Annotated in this window: 15 protein-coding genes; all 15 read right to left on the minus strand. The window is 71.7% G+C overall.

Features of this window, described 5'->3' with window-relative positions:
- Positions 1-446 (minus strand): flavodoxin-dependent (E)-4-hydroxy-3-methylbut-2-enyl-diphosphate synthase (locus EAO76_RS38495; protein WP_187438961.1); only part of this gene is annotated, 446 nt, incomplete at its 3' end.
- A gap of 4 nt (positions 447-450) precedes the next feature.
- Positions 451-1470, minus strand: coding sequence for an adenosyl-hopene transferase HpnH (gene hpnH / locus EAO76_RS38500; protein WP_148840899.1), 1020 nt, complete (start codon positions 1468-1470; stop codon positions 451-453).
- A gap of 5 nt (positions 1471-1475) precedes the next feature.
- The gene (locus EAO76_RS38505; protein ID WP_148840900.1) at positions 1476-2135 is read right to left on the minus strand and encodes a 1-hydroxy-2-methyl-2-butenyl 4-diphosphate reductase; all 660 of its coding nucleotides are present in this window, start codon (positions 2133-2135) and stop codon (positions 1476-1478) included.
- Positions 2135-4123 carry a squalene--hopene cyclase gene (gene shc / locus EAO76_RS38510; protein WP_148840901.1) on the minus strand — a complete coding sequence of 663 codons (1989 nt, stop codon included), beginning with the start codon at positions 4121-4123 and terminating at the stop codon, positions 2135-2137. Before shc ends, EAO76_RS38505 begins: the two co-directional genes overlap by 1 nt.
- Before the next feature lie 105 nt (positions 4124-4228).
- Positions 4229-5332 carry a polyprenyl synthetase family protein gene (locus EAO76_RS38515; protein WP_187438956.1) on the minus strand — a complete coding sequence of 368 codons (1104 nt, stop codon included), beginning with the start codon at positions 5330-5332 and terminating at the stop codon, positions 4229-4231.
- On the minus strand, positions 5329-6717 hold the full coding sequence (gene hpnE, locus EAO76_RS38520; RefSeq protein WP_148840902.1) for a hydroxysqualene dehydroxylase HpnE: 1389 nt from the start codon (positions 6715-6717) through the stop codon (positions 5329-5331). Before hpnE ends, EAO76_RS38515 begins: the two co-directional genes overlap by 4 nt.
- Positions 6718-6832: 115 nt before the next feature.
- Positions 6833-7753 carry a presqualene diphosphate synthase HpnD gene (hpnD, locus tag EAO76_RS38525; RefSeq protein ID WP_187438962.1) on the minus strand — a complete coding sequence of 307 codons (921 nt, stop codon included), beginning with the start codon at positions 7751-7753 and terminating at the stop codon, positions 6833-6835.
- A gap of 29 nt (positions 7754-7782) precedes the next feature.
- Positions 7783-8703, minus strand: coding sequence for a squalene synthase HpnC (gene hpnC, locus EAO76_RS38530; protein ID WP_148840904.1), 921 nt, complete (start codon positions 8701-8703; stop codon positions 7783-7785).
- A gap of 439 nt (positions 8704-9142) precedes the next feature.
- Positions 9143-9928: an ABC transporter ATP-binding protein gene (locus EAO76_RS38535; RefSeq protein ID WP_148840905.1), complete on the minus strand. Its 786-nt coding sequence runs from the start codon at positions 9926-9928 to the stop codon at positions 9143-9145.
- Complete coding sequence (locus EAO76_RS38540) at positions 9921-10850, minus strand: ABC transporter permease (RefSeq protein WP_148840906.1); 930 nt, start codon at positions 10848-10850, stop codon at positions 9921-9923. The genes EAO76_RS38535 and EAO76_RS38540 overlap by 8 nt, the downstream gene beginning before the upstream one ends.
- Positions 10851-10958: 108 nt before the next feature.
- Positions 10959-11831, minus strand: coding sequence for a glycosyltransferase (locus tag EAO76_RS38545; protein ID WP_187438963.1), 873 nt, complete (start codon positions 11829-11831; stop codon positions 10959-10961).
- An 8-nt stretch (positions 11832-11839) separates the two neighbouring features.
- Complete coding sequence (locus tag EAO76_RS38550; protein ID WP_148840908.1) at positions 11840-12619, minus strand: CDP-alcohol phosphatidyltransferase family protein; 780 nt, start codon at positions 12617-12619, stop codon at positions 11840-11842.
- On the minus strand, positions 12597-13658 hold the full coding sequence (locus tag EAO76_RS38555) for an iron-containing alcohol dehydrogenase family protein (protein ID WP_148840909.1): 1062 nt from the start codon (positions 13656-13658) through the stop codon (positions 12597-12599). The genes EAO76_RS38550 and EAO76_RS38555 overlap by 23 nt, the downstream gene beginning before the upstream one ends.
- Positions 13646-14383 (minus strand): sugar phosphate nucleotidyltransferase, encoded by a 738-nt coding sequence (locus EAO76_RS38560; RefSeq protein ID WP_148840910.1) that lies wholly within the window; start codon positions 14381-14383, stop codon positions 13646-13648. Before EAO76_RS38560 ends, EAO76_RS38555 begins: the two co-directional genes overlap by 13 nt.
- Entirely contained in the window at positions 14380-16149 is a 1770-nt protein-coding gene (locus tag EAO76_RS38565; protein WP_262376131.1) for a CDP-alcohol phosphatidyltransferase family protein, read from the minus strand. The genes EAO76_RS38560 and EAO76_RS38565 overlap by 4 nt, the downstream gene beginning before the upstream one ends.
- Positions 16150-16525: the final 376 nt, after the last annotated feature.

Genomic DNA, 16525 nt, shown 5'->3' on the forward strand with positions numbered 1-16525 from the left:
CCGATGCGGATCGGGGTGCCGGCCTCGCCCGCGGCCCGCGCGATCTCCTTGACCTTGTCGTCGAACTGCTTGATGTTCCCGGGGTTCACCCGCACCGCCGCGCAGCCCGCGTCGATCGCCGCGAACACGTACTTCGGCTGGAAGTGGATGTCCGCGATCACCGGGATCTGCGACTTCCTCGCGATCGTCGCCAGCGCGTCCGCGTCGTCCTGCGTCGGACACGCCACCCGCACGATCTGACAGCCCGACGCCGTCAGCTCCGCGATCTGCTGCAACGTCGCACCGATGTCGGACGTGCGCGTCGTGGTCATCGACTGCACCGACACCGGCGCGTCCCCGCCCACCGCGACCGACCCGACCCGGATGCGCCGCGAGGGGCGGCGCACCGCGAGCGGTCGGGCCGGCAGGCCGGGGAGACCCAGTGAGACCGGCTCTCCAGCGGTCATGGCGTCACCGGTTCCCGGAGATCGTCTCGCGCGCGGCGCGCAGGGACTCCTTCAGCGATCCCATGGTGGCGAGCACGGCGGTGGGCTCGTAGCCGCAGTGCGCCATGCAGTTGTCGCAGCGCGGGTCCTTACCTCGGCCGTACCTGTCCCAGTCGGTCTCCTCGATGAGCTGGCGGTACGTCGGTACATAGCCGTCGCTCATCAGGTAGCAGGGCCGCTGCCAGCCGAACAGGGAGTAGTTCGGGATGGCCCAGGCCGTGCAGGGGAAGTCCGCCTTGCCCTCCAGGAAGTCCAGGAAGAGCGGCGAGTGGTTCAGCCGCCAGCGGGCACGGTTCCCTCCGGCGAACGCCTTCTTGAAGAGTTCGCGGGTCTGCTCGACGCCCAGGAAGTGTTCCTGGTCGGGCGCCTTCTCGTAGGCGTAGGCGGGCGAGAGCATCATCTCGTCGACCTTCAGATCGTCGTTGAGGTAATTGAGGACCTCGATGACGGTCTGCGGTGTGTCGGTGTTGAAGAAGGTGGAATTCGTGGTGACCCGGAAACCGCGTTGCTTGGCCTCCTTGATCGCCGCCACCGCCTCGTCGAAGACGCCTTCCTTGGCGACCGATTCGTCGTGCCGTTCGCGCAGCCCGTCGATGTGCACGGCGAAGGCGAAATACGGGGAGGGGGTGAATTTCTCGATCTTCTTCCGCAGCAGCATCGCGTTGGTGCAGAGGAAGACGTACTTCTTCCGCGCCACCAGCTGCCGGACGATTTCGTCGATCTGCGGATGCATCAGCGGTTCACCGCCCGCGATGGAAACCATCGGGGCACCCGATTCGAGCACGGCGCCCACTGCCTGGGCGACCGGCATGCGCTGCTTGAGCACTCCGGCGGGGTGCTGGATCTTCCCACAGCCCTCGCATGCGAGGTTGCAGGCGAACAGGGGCTCCAGTTCCACGATGAGCGGGAACTTGTCCCGCTTGCGGAGCTTCTGTTCGGCGAGATACGTCGCAACCTTGATGGACTGACGGAGCGGCATGGCCATCTGGCTCACCTCCTGGGGAGCAACAAAGATCGGTGCCATTCGTAGAAAGCCGGTAGGACGGCACGGAGAACACGGAAAGCCGATATTCCACCGCGTACCGTGCCGATGCGGACGAGCTCGTGCTCCGGAGCATCCACGACCACCCGTACGGCGGCAACCGGACGTGGCCCGGACCGCAGGGCGGTGCGCAGGGTGGCGGCCGACTCCATGTCGACCGCGATCGCTCCGGTGGCCCGCAGTTCGGCCCGCTCGTGTCCGCGTACGACATGGGCGGAGCCGGCCAGCGGGCCGGTGTGGACGGTGCGGCCGGGAACCGCCCTGGCCAGTGCCTCGGCGAGCAGGCCCGGGGCGGTGCAGGCCGTCGTCCCTTCGGCCTCCCGGGTCTCGTCGGCGACCACCAGGTCCCCGGGGTGCATCCCCGGGGACAGTCCGGCGCAGAACCCGGAGGCCAGGACCGCCGCACCGGACGCGCGGCCGTGGGCCAGCGCCCGGCCCACGGCCTCCTCGGCGGCCCTGGGGCCCATGCCCGTGCGCAGGACGGTGACCGGGCCGGGGGCCGCGCCGGCCCTGCCCCGGCCGCTGTGCAGGGCGAACCGCTCGATGCCGAGCGCACAGGCGATCAGCAGCGGTGCCGCGGGCCCTGACGGCCCCGGGTCGTCGTCCATCAGACCCCCTTGCGGACGGCGAACGGTTCGCCGTACACGTACCGCCCGAGGGCGGTGAGCGGGAAGACCTGCCGGTAGAGGTGGTAGTTGATGGAGAAGTCCCAGGGGAAGCCGGTACCGGTGAAGTACGGCTCGTCCCAGGAGCCGTCGGCCCGTTGGGTGCCGGTCAGCCAGGACACCCCGCGCAGCACGGCCCCGCTGTCGCGCCGTCCGGCGGCGAGCAGCGCGAGCAGCGCCCACGCGGTCTGGGAGGCGGTCGAGGCGCCGTGCCCGATCCATTCGTCCTCGTGGTACGAGCGCAGGTCCTCGCCCCAGCCGCCGTCGTCGTTCTGCACGGACTCCAGCCAGTGGACCGCGCGCCGGATCGCCGGGTGCGTGACGGGCAGTCCGGCGGCGACCAGGGCGGGCACCACCGAGCCCGTCCCGTACACGTAGTTGACGCCCCAGCGGCCGAACCAGGCGCCGCCGGCCTCCTGTTCGGCGAGCAGCCACTCGACGCCGCGCCGGGTCGCGGGGTGTCCGGCCTTCCCCTCGACGGCGAGCATCTCCACCACGTGCCCGGTGACATCGGCGGACGGCGGGTCGATGACCTCGCCGAAGTCGCAGAAGGGCAGCCGGTTGGGGAAGGCGCTGGTGTTGTCCGCGTCGAACGCGCCCCAGGCCCCGTTGCGGGACTGCATCCCGACGTTCCAGCGCACGCCCCGCCTGATGGCGGCCTCGACGCGGGCCCGGTCGGGGTGGCGGACCCGGCGCAGCGCGAGGACCACTTCCGCGGTGTCGTCGATGTCCGGGTAGTTGTCGTTGTGGAACTCGAAGGCCCAGCCGCCCGGGTTGAGCCGGGGCCGGCGCACGGACCAGTCGCCGGGCCGGACGATCTCCTCGCCGAGCATCCAGTCCGCGGCCCTGACGAGGGCCGGGTGGTCGGGGCTGACCCCGGCGTCGGCGAGTGCGATGGTGGCGAGGCAGGTGTCCCACACCGGGGACTGGCAGGCCTCGATCATGCGGGCACCGTCCTCGCGCCAGACCGCGAACCGGTCGAGCGATTCGAGTCCGGCCCGCATCACCGGGTGGTCCAGGTCGTAGCCGAGCAGGTGCAGGGCGATGACGGAGTACACGGCGGGGGGCTGGATGCCGCCCCAGCAGCCGTCGTTCTCCTGGCGTTCGATGATCCAGCGGGACGCCGCGTTCATGGCGATCCGGCGCAGTCCGCGCGGGGCGAACCGGTGGTAGACGTGCAGTGCCCGGTCGAGGCGCTGGAAGACGCCGTCCCAGCTCGCCGCCGGGGCCGGGCGCCTGGGCGGGTTCGGGTTGGCCGGGTCGGTGTGCAGTTCGTCGAGCGCGAACGGGGCGGGGCGCACCGGCCGCTTCGCCGAGACGATGGTGAGCGGCACGATGGTCTGGCGGGCCCAGCAGCCGAAGTCGTAGATGTTGAGCGGGGCCCACTTGGGGAAGAACATCAGCTCGGGCGGGAGTTCCGGCAGGTCGTCCCATCTCCACCAGCCGAACAGGGCGAGCCAGATCCGGGTGAAGACGCGGGCGGCCGCGATGCCGCCCTGTTCCCTGATCCAGGCCGAGGCGCGGGCCATGTGCGGCTCGTCCGGCCGGTCCCCGGCCAGCCGCAGGGCCACGTACGCTTCGATGGTGGTGGAGAGTTCGCCGGGCCCGCCGTGGAAGGTGGCCCAGGTGCCGTCGCCCAGCTGTTCGCCGCGGATGAAGAGGCCGGTCGCCCGGACGGTCTCGGGGTCCTGGATGCCGAGGAATTGACGCAGGAGCAGGTCCTCGGCGTCCATGGTGACGTTGGTGGCGAGGTCGCCCTTCCACCAGCCCTGCTCGTCCTGCCTGCCGAGGAGGTGCTCCACCGAGCGTTCCGCGGCCCGCCGCGCGGCGGCGAACACGTCGTCCGCGGCGATGGTTGTGTCGGTCGGTTCACTGGCCGAGGCCGCGCGGGGGTTCACGGCCCCGGTGCTTCCGTCGGTCGTCGCTGTCATGGCTTCCCCTTCGTGCAGTCGGTCCTCTGCTGTGCTGGGGTCTCCGTCGGCCGGTGCCCGCGGGGCACCGGCCGGCGACTGCGATTCATATGGACCAGATGATGATCATCTCTTTCGTACGACGACGAAGTCCGCGAGCGCCGTGAGCTGCGCCCGCACGGTCTGCGGCATGTCGACCCGGTGCAGTGCCTCGATGGCGACCGCATGCTGTCGACGGGCCTCCTGGGCGGTCCACTCGCGGCCGCCCGCCTCCTCGATGAGTGCCGCGCGGGCGGCGAACTCCTCTTCGGAGAAGCTGTCGAAATCGCTGCTCTTGGCGTCGGCCGCGAGCAGTTCGCCCAGGCGTTCCGAGGCCGGGCCGCCCGCGGCGAGCGCGGCGACCACCGGCAGCGACTTCTTGCGCTGGCGCAGGTCGCTCCAGGTCTGCTTGCCGGTGGACTCGGGGTCGCCCCAGATGCCGAGCAGGTCGTCGACGGCCTGGAAGGCGAGGCCGAGGTGGTACCCGTACGCCTCCAGGGTGTCGGCGGTGCGGTCGTCGGCACCGCCGAGCACCGCGCCGATGGAGCAGGCGCAGGCGAGCAGGGCGCCGGTCTTGTTGCCCTCCATCTCCAGGCACTCCTCGACGGTGACCCGCTCGCGGTGCTCGTAGGAGATGTCCTGGGCCTGTCCGTCGATGAGCTTGCGGCTGGCGGCGGTCAGGCGGCGCGTGGCGCGGCCCGCCTCGACGGTGCCGAGCTCCAGCAGGATCTCGTTGGCGAGCGCGAAGAGCGCGTCGCCGACCAGGATCGCCTGGGCGGGGCCGTGCACCTTCCAGACCGTGTCGCGGTGCCGCCGCTGCTCGTCGCCGTCCATCAGGTCGTCGTGCAACAGCGAGAAGTTGTGCACGAGTTCGACGGCCACGGCGCCGGGGATCCCGGCCTCGGCCGCGGCGCCGGCCGCCTCCGCGGACAGCAGGGCGAGCGCCGGGCGGACGGCCTTGCCGCCGTCGCCCTCGGCCGCCCGTCCCTGGGCGTCGATCCAGCCGAAGTGATAGGCGGCGACGGTGTCCATGGGCGGTGCGAGCCGGTCGACGGCGGCCCGGAGCACCGGCGCGGAAAGGGCCCGTCCGCGCTCCAGAAGCGCGGTGACGTCCGTGGTGTCGGCCACGGTGTCGAAAGCCGGATTCGCCGGGGTCACTGACTCTCCTCTTGTTCCGGTGGTACTGCTCATGCCGCCTCCTGCAGCGGATGTTCATGGGAGCGGCCGAGCGCCCTCAACGCGGCGGACGCGGCGCTGAACCCACTGCGCACGGCACCCTCCATCGTCGCGGGCCAGCCGGTGGCCGTCCATGCTCCGGCCAGGCACAGGCCGGGGGCGCGCGTGGGGGCGCCTGGCCTCAGCCGGCCGACCCCGGGGGCGGGGGCGAAGGTCGCCGTACGCTCCCGGGTGACGAAGAAGTCCTGGACGCCGGCGCCGCGGGCGGCCGGCAGGAGCCGCTCCAGCTCGGGCAGGTAGCGCCTGCGCAGTTCGGCGACGGGGAGGTCGATCTCCTCGTGCGCGGCGGACTGGGACACGGCGAGGTACTGGCCGGGGCCGGTGAGCCCCGAGGCGTCGGTGCGGTCGAAGACCCACTGGACCGGGGAGCCGAGCGCGGTGAAGAAGGGGCGGCGCAGCACCTTGCGGTCGTAGACGACGTGCACGTTGAGGATCGGCGAGGTGCCGATCTCCAGGAGCCTGTCCGGTTCGTCGAGCGCGCCCCCGGGCAGCAGTCCGTGGGCCTCGCGCTGCGGGACGGCGAGGACGACGGTGTCGGCCCCGATGTGTTCGCCGTCGACGTGGACGGTCCAACCTCCGCCCTCCGCACGGGTGATGGCGGTGGCCTTGGTGCGCAGTTCGGTGCGTACTCCGACGGCGTCGAGGGCCTCGCGGGCCAACTTGTCGTGGATCTCGCCCAGGGGCACGCCTGCCCAGCCGATGTCGGCGGCGCCGGGGTCGGAGAGCAGCCCGGTCTTGAACACCTTCGCGGCGAGGGCCAGCGAGGAGTCGGGCGCGGTGGCGTTGAGCGTGGCGACGCCGACCAGGTCCCAGAGTGCCTCGACGGTGCGCGGCGACTGGCCGTGCCGGGCGAGCCAGCTGCCGAAGTCCGTGGTGTCGAGCGCCGGGTCGTCCGGGTCCAGGCGGCCGAGGGCCAGTGCGGCGCGCCCGACGCCCGCCCGTTCGGCGAGCGAGAGGTGCGGGTAGCCGGCGAGTCCGGCGGCGAGGTGGAACGGCACCGGCAGCGCGTTGCGGCGCAGCCGTCCCAGTCGGGGGCCCGAGGGGCGTCCGACGTCGAGGACGGGCACGTCCAGACGGTTTTGCAGGGGTGACAGCCGGGCGCCGCCGACCCGGTCGAGGAACCACTGGTAGGCGGTGCAGCAGCGCAGGTAGACGTGCTGGCCGTTGTCGATGGTCAGTTCGCCGCGCCGGAAGGAGAAGACGAGGCCGCCGAGGCGGGGGCGCCCTTCGAGGAGGGTCACCGCCAGCCCGGCGTCGGCGAGGCGCAGCGCCGCGGTGATCCCGGCGAGCCCGCCCCCGATCACGACCGCGCGGGAGGAACGCGGGGTGTCGTCCGTCATGCGTCCTCCTTTCGTCGGGTCACTTCAGTCAGGGACGCGTCGGAACCGCAGAGGGTTGACCACTCAACGATTGTGTCCGTGCTGCACATGGTGCGCGAGATCTCCGTACGGCGCATCAGACACGCCCCCGGCCCGTCCGCCGGGAGACGTACCGGGCGTCGAGGCCCGACAGCCCGCGCACCGCGACGTACGCCTTCTCGTGGCCCGGCAGCGAGACCCGGCCGCGCAGGACCGCCTCGGGGTCGCGCTCGATCCGGTCGAGCAGTCTGCGGTAGATGCCCGCCATGGCCGCGACGCACGCGCCGCTGCGCCGGTCGAGCATGGGCAGCAGCCGGTAGCCCTCGGCGAACAACGTGCGGGCCCGGCGCACCTCGAAGTGGACCAGTCCCGCGAAGTCGGCGCCCTGCGGCGGGGTGGCCCGGTGGAACCCCGCCGAGCAGCCGAACTTGGCGAGGTCGTCGGAGGGCAGGTACGTGCGCCCGTTGCCCGCGTCCTCGCGGACGTCGCGCAGGATGTTGGTGAGCTGGAGCGCGAGGCCGAGCGTGTCGGCGTACTCCGCGGCCCGGTCGGCGCCCGGCGCGCCGGGTTCCGTGCCGAAGACGCCGAGGCTGAGTCGGCCGATGGCACCCGCGACGCAGCGGCAGTAGACCTTGAGGTCGTCCCAGGTCTCGTACGTCGCCCCGCGCACGTCCATCAGCACGCCGTCGATCAGTTCGTCGAGCCCGCCGAGCGGGAGCGGGAACCTGCGCGCGGCGTCGGCGAGCGCGACGGCCACCGGGTCGGTGTCGTCCTCGTCCACCTCGCCGGCCCGGATCCGGTCCAGCACGGTGCGGGTGCCCTCCAGCCGGGTCCGCTTGGTCTCCGGATCGAGCTCGCCGTCACCGATGTCGTCGACACGACGGGAGAAGGCGTACAACGCCGACATGGCGTGCCGCTTCGCGGCCGGCAGCAGTCTGATGCCGTACGCGAAGTTGCGCGCCTGCTGTCCGGTGACCGCCTCGCAGTAACTGTATGCGGCCTGTACCGGTGCCGACATGTACGTCGTCTGACCCTCCACGGTCCGGCTCACCTTTCTCTACGCGCTCTTCGCAGGACAACTCCCACCTCGCGCAGCAGGCCGGGCCTGGTGGGCTTGGGCGGTCCGGGCAGTACGTCGAACCCGGCGGCCGTGATCGCGGCGAGGGCCGCGCGCCCTCCGCCCACGAATCCGGCGAGGAGCAGCTTGAGCCTGCCGTGCACACTGCCCACCAGGGGGATGCCCTCGTCCAGCAGCTGCCGGGCGCGTTCCGCTTCGTACGCGACCAGGGAACGCACCGACGCGTTCCCCGAGGGGGCCGCCAGATCGGCCTCTCCGACGCGGAACCGCGCCATGTCCTCGGCGGGCAGGTAGATCCGGTCGCGGCCGAGGTCCTCGGTGACGTCCTGGAGGTGTTCGATGATCTGCAGGGCCGTGCAGACGGCGTCGGAACGGCGGATGCGTTCGGGGCTGGCGGTCCCGGTGACCTGCAGGACCAGCCGGCCGACGGGGTTGGCGGACAGTTCGCAGTAGGCGAGCAGTTCGTCGTACGTCCCGTAGCGGCGGACCCGCTGGTCCTGCCGGTTCGCCTCGACGAGGCCGAGGAACGGCTCGGGGGTGAGTCCGCGGCGCCGCACGGTGGGGCGCAGTCCGCGCAGCAGGGGGTGGCGGGGGCCGTCGCCCGTGGTGTCGAAGACCCGGTGGAGATCGGCCTCGAAGGCGTCGAGCACGGCGAGCCGGTCATCGGCCGCCGCCGGGTCCAGACCGAGGTGGCGGGCGTCCGCCCCGCCCTCGGCGAGGTCCCCGTCGCCGATGTCGTCGACGAGGCGGGCGAAGCCGTACAGGGCCATCAGGTCGTCCCGCCAGGCCCGGGGCAGGAAGAAGGGGGCCACGGGGAAGTTCTCGTCGGCGGCCTTGTCGAGGGTGCCGGGCGCCGTGGCGTCGGGGTGTGCCTGCGGGGTGAGGGTCACCGGCGGCCGCCCGGTGCGGGGACGGCGTGAGCACCTCGGAGCTGGAGATCTTCCGTCATTGCCGTCACATCTCCCGTTCTACACTGCTGACCCAAAACATCCCATTCCGGACACGCCGCCCGCTCTGCCGAGTGCGGAGCGCTGCCTACGATCCGTACGGCCAGGCGGTATCGCCCCACTTGCCTCGAATCAGCACCGGTACAGCTTACGTTGTACAACGCTCATCCATACGGCGGGGTGCGGAGCACGCCGCGAGGGCGTTCCCCTCCCCGCCAACCTTTCCTGCACCCAAGGGGATTGACGTCATCCGCCGGTAGGAGATCTTGCCCCGGGCGTACCGCCGGGCGTGCAGGAGCACGGCGGTCGTCCATGATCCGGACAGCGGGACGGCCCCCGCCGGAATCCTCCGGCAGAGGCCGTCGCGGGACCGCGGGAGCGACTACTTCCCGGTCTCGCGCTCGTACGCCTTGAGCACCTCGTCCGTGGGGCCGTCCATCAGCAGCTCGCCCTTCTCCAGCCACAGGACCCGGTCGCAGGTGTCCCTGATGGACTTGTTGCTGTGGCTGACCAGGAACACGGTGCCCGCCTCCTTGCGGAGCTCCCGGATGCGCTTCTCGGAGCGGATCTGGAACTTGCGGTCACCGGTCGCCAGCGCCTCGTCGATCATGAGGACGTCGTGGTTCTTCGCGGCGGCGATGGAGAAGCGCAGCCGGGCGGCCATGCCGGAGGAGTACGTGCGCATCGGCAGGGTGATGAAGTCGCCCTTCTCGTTGATGCCGGAGAAGTCGACGATCCCCTGGTAGCGCTCGCGGATCTCCTCGCGGGACATGCCCATCGCGAGGCCGCCGAGCACCACGTTGCGCTCGCCGGTCAGGTCGCTCATCAGCGCCGCGTTCACGCCGAGCAGCGAGGGCTGGCCGTCGGTGTAGACCTTGCCCTTCTCGGTCGGCAGCAGCCCGGCGATGGCCCGCAGCAGCGTGGACTTGCCGGAGCCGTTGGTCCCGATGAGGCCGATCGCCTCGCCCCGGTAGGCGGTGAAGGTGACGCCGCGCACGGCGTGCACCTTGCGCACCCCTCGCGCCTCGCCCTTGCCGCGGCGCAGTATCCGGCTCAGCGCCGCGGTGGCGCTGCCCCTGCCGCCGCCCGCGCCGTTCACCCGGTAGACGATGTGCACATCGTCGGCGATGACGGTGGGGACGCGCCCCTGGGTCTTGTCGTCAGCCACGGCCGTACCGTTCCTCTGCCTTCCAGAAGTACACGAAGCCCACCAGGCCGACGACGAGCGCCCAGGCCAGCGCCACCATCCAGACGTGCGCCGGCAGGTTCTCCGCGCCGTACCCGTCGATCAGCGCGAAGCGGATCAGATCCATGTAGACGGCCGCCGGGTTGTACTGGAGGACGTCGGCGATCCAGGCCGGCTTGTCCTTGAGCATCACCGGGATGGAGAACATGACGCCCGAGGCGTACATCCAGGTCCGCATGACGAACGGCATCAGCTGGGCGAGGTCGGGGGTCTTGCTGCCGAGCCGGGCCATGATCAGCGCCAGACCGGTGTTGAAGACGAACTGCATGGCCAGCGCCGGGATGATCAGCAGCCAGGACAGGCTCGGGTAACTGCCGAAGACCACGGCCACGACCCCGAGCACGATCATCGAGAACAGCAGCTGCTGGAGCTGCTGCAGCGAGAACGAGACGGGCAGCGAGGCACGCGGGAAGTGCAGCGCCCGGACCAGGCCCAGGTTGCCGGAGATCGCCCGTACGCCCGCCATCACCGAGCTCTGGGTGAAGGTGAAGACGAAGACCCCGGTCACCAGGAACGGGATGAAGACCTCCTGGGTCATTCCCTTCCTGGTGCCCAGGATCAGTCCGAAGATCAAGTAGTAGACCAGGGCGTTGAGCAGCGGGGTCGCCACCTGCCACAGCTGGCCCAGCTTCGCCTGGCTGTACTGGGCGGTCAGCTTCGCCCTGGAGAACGCCATGATGAAGTGGCGCCGGCCCCAGAGCTGCCGGATGTACTCGAAGAGCCCCGGCCGGGCGCCGCTCACCGTGAGGCCGTACTTGGCGGCCAGCTCTGCCGGGCTCAGACCGTCGTCGGCGGATGGTGGGGTGCTCAGTGCGACCGCACCATCAGGGGTTGTGTCACTCACCAGATGAAACTCTCGTATTCAAGATGCGCAGCCAGTCGCGGGCGCGGCTCGGAGCGGACAGGTCCCATAGGGAAAACGTACGACTCATGCTCTCAGAAGGAGAGCTTCTCAGATCACGGGAGGTCGGCCGAGCCTGGTCAGCAGCCACACCGTGCGCCACTTCATCGGGCGGCGGGTGCCGCACGGGGTGGTCCAGCCCTCCCGGAAGCCGCCGAACCACGCCTTCAGTGCCGGGACGGACGGCCTGCGCAGCAGGGTCAGCAGCAGCCACACCCCGAGGTAGACGGGGATCAGGGGGGCGGGCAGGTTGCGACGGGCCAGCCAGACCCGGTTGCGGGCCACCATGCGGTGGTACACCGCGTGCCGCGACGGGGCGGTCGTGGGGTGGTTGAGGACCATGTCCGCGCGGTAGTCGATCATCCAGCCGGCGTCCAGCGCCCGCCAGGCGAGATCGGTCTCCTCGTGCGCGTAGAAGAACCGGCCGGGCAGCGGTCCGACCTCGGCGATGACCTCGGTGCGCACGGCGTTGGCGCCGCCCAGGAAGGTCGTCACGCGGGAGGAGCGCAGCGGGTCGGAGGCGCGCAGCCGCGGCACGTGGCGGCGCTGGGTGACACCGGTGTCCGGGTCGGCGATGCGGAAGCTGACGATGCCCAGCCGGGGGTCCGACCCGAACGCCCGGCGGCACAGCTCGGCGGTGTCGGTGAGCGGCAGCAGTCCGTCGTCGTCGAGGAAGAGCAGGACGTCCACGTCGCTGCCGGACGGGCCGAATGCCTCGATCCCGACGTTGCGGCCGCCGGGGATGCCGAGGTTCTCCGGCAGCTCGACGGTGCGCACCCCGGCGGGGACCTCCGGGACGGGGGCGCCGTTGCCGACGACCACCACCTCGACCCGGTCGCCCTCCTGGCGGGCGACCGAGTCGAGGAGGGCGCGGAGCTCGTCCGGGCGGTTGCCCATCGTGATGATGACCGCGCCGATCTTCATGGGGGTGCTCACTTCAGCCTGCTCGACGCCAGGATCGACACGAGGTGCAGGAGGGTCTGCAGCAGCGCGATGCCGGCCAGCACCGCGACCATCAGACGGCTGAAGAACAGGTCGTCCCTGACCGCGTCGAGGACGGCCGCCGCCAGGATCACCAGCGACGCCTCGACCCCGAGGATCAGCCGGTGGAACTTGAGCGCTCCGGCGGCCCGGCGGGCGAGCGCCATGCCGGACGAGCGCGGCTCGGACGCGGACTCCTTGACGGGCGGCAGGCCGCCCTGGTGCCGGGCGACCCCGACGAGGTCGGTCTCGGCCTTGATCAGGATCGCGCCGAGGGCGGCGAGCGTGCCCAGGAAGGCCCACAGCCAGTCGATCCGCCCGGAGCCCCACAGGTCCGCGGCGCGCAGGCCGAAGCCGACCAGCACGGCCGCGTCGCAGAGGTAGGCGCCGACCCGGTCCAGGTAGACCCCGCCCAGCGAGAACTGCTTCTTCCAGCGGGCGATCTCGCCGTCGACGCAGTCGAGCAGCAGGTAGAGCTGGACCATGAGGACCCCGAGCAGCGCGCCGGGAATGCCCGGGACGAGCAGGGCGGGGGCGGAGAGCACACCCGCGACGGTCATCAGGTAGGTCAGCTGGTTGGGGGTGACCTTGGTGTTCACCAGGTGCCGGTCGATGCGCAGCGAGATCTCGCGCATGTAGAGCCGACCGGCCCAGTGCTCGCCGCTGCGCCGGTCCTTCACGCCCGGCGGGTGCACGACCGGGCGGAGTTCAGCTATGGATGGCTTTTGCATAGTCGGCGTACGCGTCCCTGATCTGGTCGGTGGACAGGTTGAGGTGTTCCAGGATCGTGAAGCGCCCGGGGCGGGTCTGCGGGGCGTACTCGACGGCCCGGACGAACTCCTCGGCGGTGAACCCGATCTCCTCGGGCAGGACCGGCAGCCCGTGCCGGCGCAGGGTCCTCGCCATGAGGAGCGACTCCTCGTGGGCACCCCGCAGCCGCATCGCGAAGCAGGCGCCGAGGCCGACCTGCTCGCCGTGGCTGGCCGCGCGCCGGGGGTGGAGCAGGTCGAAGGCGTGGTTGATCTCGTGGCAGGCGCCCGAGGCGGGCCGGGAGTCCCCGGCGACGGACATCGATATGCCGGTCAGCACCAGGCCCTCGGCGAGCACCTTCAGGAAGGCGTCGTCGCCGATCCCGCCGGGGTGGCGCAGCACGGCCTCGCCGGCCTGCCGGGCCATCGCGGCGGCCAGGCCGTCGATCTCCTCGCCGGTGATCTCGTGGGCCAGCTCCCAGTCGGCCACGCAGGAGATGTTGGAGACCGCGTCGCCGATGCCGGAGCGCACGAAGCGGGCGGGTGCCTGGCGGACCGTGTCGAGGTCGATGACGACGGCGATCGGGGTGGGGACCCCGTAGGAGCCCCGGCCGTTGTCGTTGTCCAGGGTCGCGACCGGCGAGCACAGGCCGTCGTGGGCGAGGTTCGTCGCCACCGCGACCATGGGCAGGCCGACCCGCGCCGCGGCGTACTTGGCCACGTCGACGATCTTGCCGCCGCCGAGGCCGACCACCGCGTCGTACCGGTTGCCCTTGATGTCGTCGGCCAGCTTGACCGCCGAGTCGAGGGTGCCGTCGGTGACCGGGTACCAGTGGGCGCCGGGCAGCGCGGGGGCCAGCCGCTCGCGCAGGGCCCGCCCCGAGCCGTCGCTGATCGCCACGGCGAGCTTGCCGGAGGCGGAGATCCGCTGGTCCGCGAGGAGACCGGCCAGGTCGTCCAGGGCGCCGCGACGGATGTCGACGACGACCGGGGACGGGATGAGCCGGGTCAGTACTGGCACGCGATCTCACGGCCCTTCGCGAGGTCGTCGTGGTTGTCGATCTCCACCCACGCCACCTCGCCGATGGGAGCCACGTCGATGGTGAAGCCGCGGTTCACGAGCTCCTGGTAACCGTCCTCGTAGTAGAGGTCGGGGTCGCGCTCGAAGGTCGTCCTCAGCGCGTCGGCCAGCTCCGCGGCGGCCTCGGGCTCGATCAGGGTGACGCCGATGTACTCGCCGGTCGCGGTCGCCGGGTCCATCAGCTTGGTGATGTGCCGCACACCCCTGCCGTCCTCGGTGACGACCTTCATCTCCTCGTCCGCCAGCTGCTTCAGCGTGTCGAGGGCGAGGATGATCCGCCGGCCCTCGCCGCGGGCGGCGAGCAGGGTCTTCTCGACGGAGGCGGGGTGGACGGTGTCGCCGTTGGCCAGGATGACGCCGCGGCCCAGGACCTCACGGGCGCACCACAGGGAGTAGGCGTTGTTCCACTCCTCGGCCTTGTCGTTGTCGATCAGGGTGAGGGTGACGCCGTACTTCGCCTCGAACTCGGCCTTGCGGGCGTACACCGCCTCCTTGCGGTAGCCGACGACGACGGCGACCTCGGTGAGGCCGATTTCCGCGAAGTTGGCCAGCGTCAGGTCCAGGACCGTCTTCTCGCCGTCCACAGGCACGAGAGCCTTCGGGAGCGTGTCGGTGTAGGGGCGCAGACGCCGTCCTGCACCGGCTGCCAGTACGAGGCCGATCATGCGGGTTCTCCTTCGTCGTGAACGGCGGGTGCGCCTGAGGACACCCAGAAGCGGATGGACTCCACGAGCACCACCAGTGCCACGGCCACGGCGAGCGCGGTGAGTGCCGCGGTGAAGGCCGAGTTCCGGGTGAACACGGCGGCGAACACGGTCACCACCAGGGTGCGGCCCTCGTGCCCGCCGATCGTGCGGACCAGCCATCGGGGCGGCGCACCGGTGCCGCCGCGGATGCGGTACACCGTGTCGTAGTGATGGTAGGCGACGGCCGAGACCAGTCCGAAGGCCGCGGGAAGCGCCCCCGGGACGTCGCTGCGGGCGGCGAGGACCAGGACGGTGCAGTACTCCGCGGCCCTGAACGCCGGGGGCACGAGCCAGTCGAGCGCGCCCTTGAGCGGGCGGGAGACGGCCATGCCGGAGAGCATCGCGTAGACCACCGCGGCCAGGATGGTGTGCCAGCTGCCGAAGGGCTGGGTGAGCGCGGAGGCGATCATGAGCGCCCCGGCGAGCAGGGCCGTGACGGGGGCGCTCCAGCTGCCGCCGAGCCGGGGCCCGACCGCGGCGACGGCCTCGGCGAGCGGTCCGGAGTCGGCGAGGTCCGCGAGGGCCCGGGCGGCGCGGTCGGTGCGCTTCGCCTTGCGGGTCAGCGAGCGCAGCAGCCGGCCCGCGGTGGTGTAGCAGGCGGCGAAGGAGCAGCCGACGAGCAGGGCGTAGAAGACGATCCGGGGGGTGGTCACCGCGGTGAGGACCGCGATCATCGCCCAGCGCTCGCCGATCGGCAGCACGATCATCCGGCGCACCCAGACCGTCCAGCCGACGCTGTCGAGCTTGGTGGACAGGGCCGCCGTGGGGCTCGAATTGGCCACCGCGTCGTGGTTGGCCTCGTTGAACGAGAAGTCGATGACGTGCCGGCAGGCCTGGAGCACCATCGCGCCCAGGGCGAGCGCCCACACGTCGTCGCCGCCCCGGGCGGCACCGAGGGCGAGGCCCGCGTAGTAGGCGTACTCCTTGGCCCGGTCGAAGGTGGCGTCGAGCCAGGCGCCCATCGTCGAGTACTGCAGCGAGTAGCGGGCGAGCTGCCCGTCGGTGCAGTCCAGGACGAAGGACAGGAGCAGCAGCACCCCGGCGGCGACGTAGCCGCCCCGGGTGCCGGTCGCCGCGCTGCCGGCCGCGATCAGCGCGGTCAGCAGGGAGGCGGTGGTGACCTGGTTCGGCGTGAGGCCGCGGCGGGCGCACCAGCGGGCGATGTAGCGGGAGTACGGGCTGATGAAGAACGTGGTGAAGAAGCCGTCGTGCGCCTTCACCGCGCTGCGCAGCCGCACCGCCTCGTCGTCGACCGAGGCCAGGGCGCTCTCCGCCTCGGCGCGCGTGGCGTCGTCCGTCGGTACGGCGGCGACCAGCGAGCCCAGCTCGGGGCGCCGCACCTCGGTGCCCCCGGCGTCCAGGGCGGCGGCGAGGCGGCCCGGCACGGTGCGGTCGGTGACCGGGGCGCCGGGCGCGCCCGTGGGCACGCCCGCGCCGACGGCGGCGGTCGCGGTGTCCAGGGCCCGGACGAGCGCGGGGCGCGCCTCGGGCCGGGCGGTGAGCGCGCCGGGCACGGCGGCGACGGGGAAGCGCGGGTCGGTCAGTCCGAGCCGGAGGGCGTGGACGTGGCCGATGAAACGGGGGTCGACCAGTGCGACGCGGTGGTCGGCGGGGACGGCCGAGATCAGCCGTGCGGCCTCGGCCACATCGGCGGCGACCCGTACGTCGAAGCCCAGCGACCGCAGATCGTCCGCGAGCGACGACCCGGGTACCGGTGCACCGGTGAGGATGGCGGTCGACAGACGAACTCACTCCTTGGTGCTGACGGGGTCGGCGCGCGACAGTGCGGTCCTGATGTGGACCGGCGGCACGTCGGCAGAGGCTATCGGATGAACGGAAGCGCGAGTTCACCGACCGTTTGTGCTCCGTTCGGGGCTGATCGGCATCATGCGGCACCGCCCGCGATCATCATCGTCGATCCCCGCCCCGCCTGACAAAAACGCCCCGTCCCGACGGGCCTCCGGCAGCGCGGCACGGCCTCTGCGGCAGGTTCCCGGGCGGGGTCCCCCGGTTCTCCGCAGCAGCTCGTCGGCGATCTCCCCACCCCTCTGACCTGCGAGC

It is taken from the genome of Streptomyces sp. sk2.1 (assembly GCF_008120935.1).
Classification (GTDB): Bacteria; Actinomycetota; Actinomycetes; order Streptomycetales; family Streptomycetaceae; genus Streptomyces.

Bases quoted from the DNA above. Each gene is read 5' to 3' on its own strand.
- hpnH (WP_148840899.1), bottom strand. From the start codon at position 1,470: ATGGCCATGCCGCTCCGTCAGTCCATCAAGGTTGCGACGTATCTCGCC.
- EAO76_RS38505 (WP_148840900.1), bottom strand. From the start codon at position 2,135: ATGGACGACGACCCGGGGCCGTCAGGGCCCGCGGCACCGCTGCTGATC.
- shc (WP_148840901.1), bottom strand. From the start codon at position 4,123: ATGACAGCGACGACCGACGGAAGCACCGGGGCCGTGAACCCCCGCGCG.
- EAO76_RS38515 (WP_187438956.1), bottom strand. From the start codon at position 5,332: ATGAGCAGTACCACCGGAACAAGAGGAGAGTCAGTGACCCCGGCGAAT.
- hpnE (WP_148840902.1), bottom strand. From the start codon at position 6,717: ATGACGGACGACACCCCGCGTTCCTCCCGCGCGGTCGTGATCGGGGGC.
- hpnD (WP_187438962.1), bottom strand. From the start codon at position 7,753: ATGTCGGCACCGGTACAGGCCGCATACAGTTACTGCGAGGCGGTCACC.
- EAO76_RS38545 (WP_187438963.1), bottom strand. From the start codon at position 11,831: ATGAAGATCGGCGCGGTCATCATCACGATGGGCAACCGCCCGGACGAG.
- EAO76_RS38550 (WP_148840908.1), bottom strand. From the start codon at position 12,619: ATGCAAAAGCCATCCATAGCTGAACTCCGCCCGGTCGTGCACCCGCCG.
- EAO76_RS38560 (WP_148840910.1), bottom strand. From the start codon at position 14,383: ATGATCGGCCTCGTACTGGCAGCCGGTGCAGGACGGCGTCTGCGCCCC.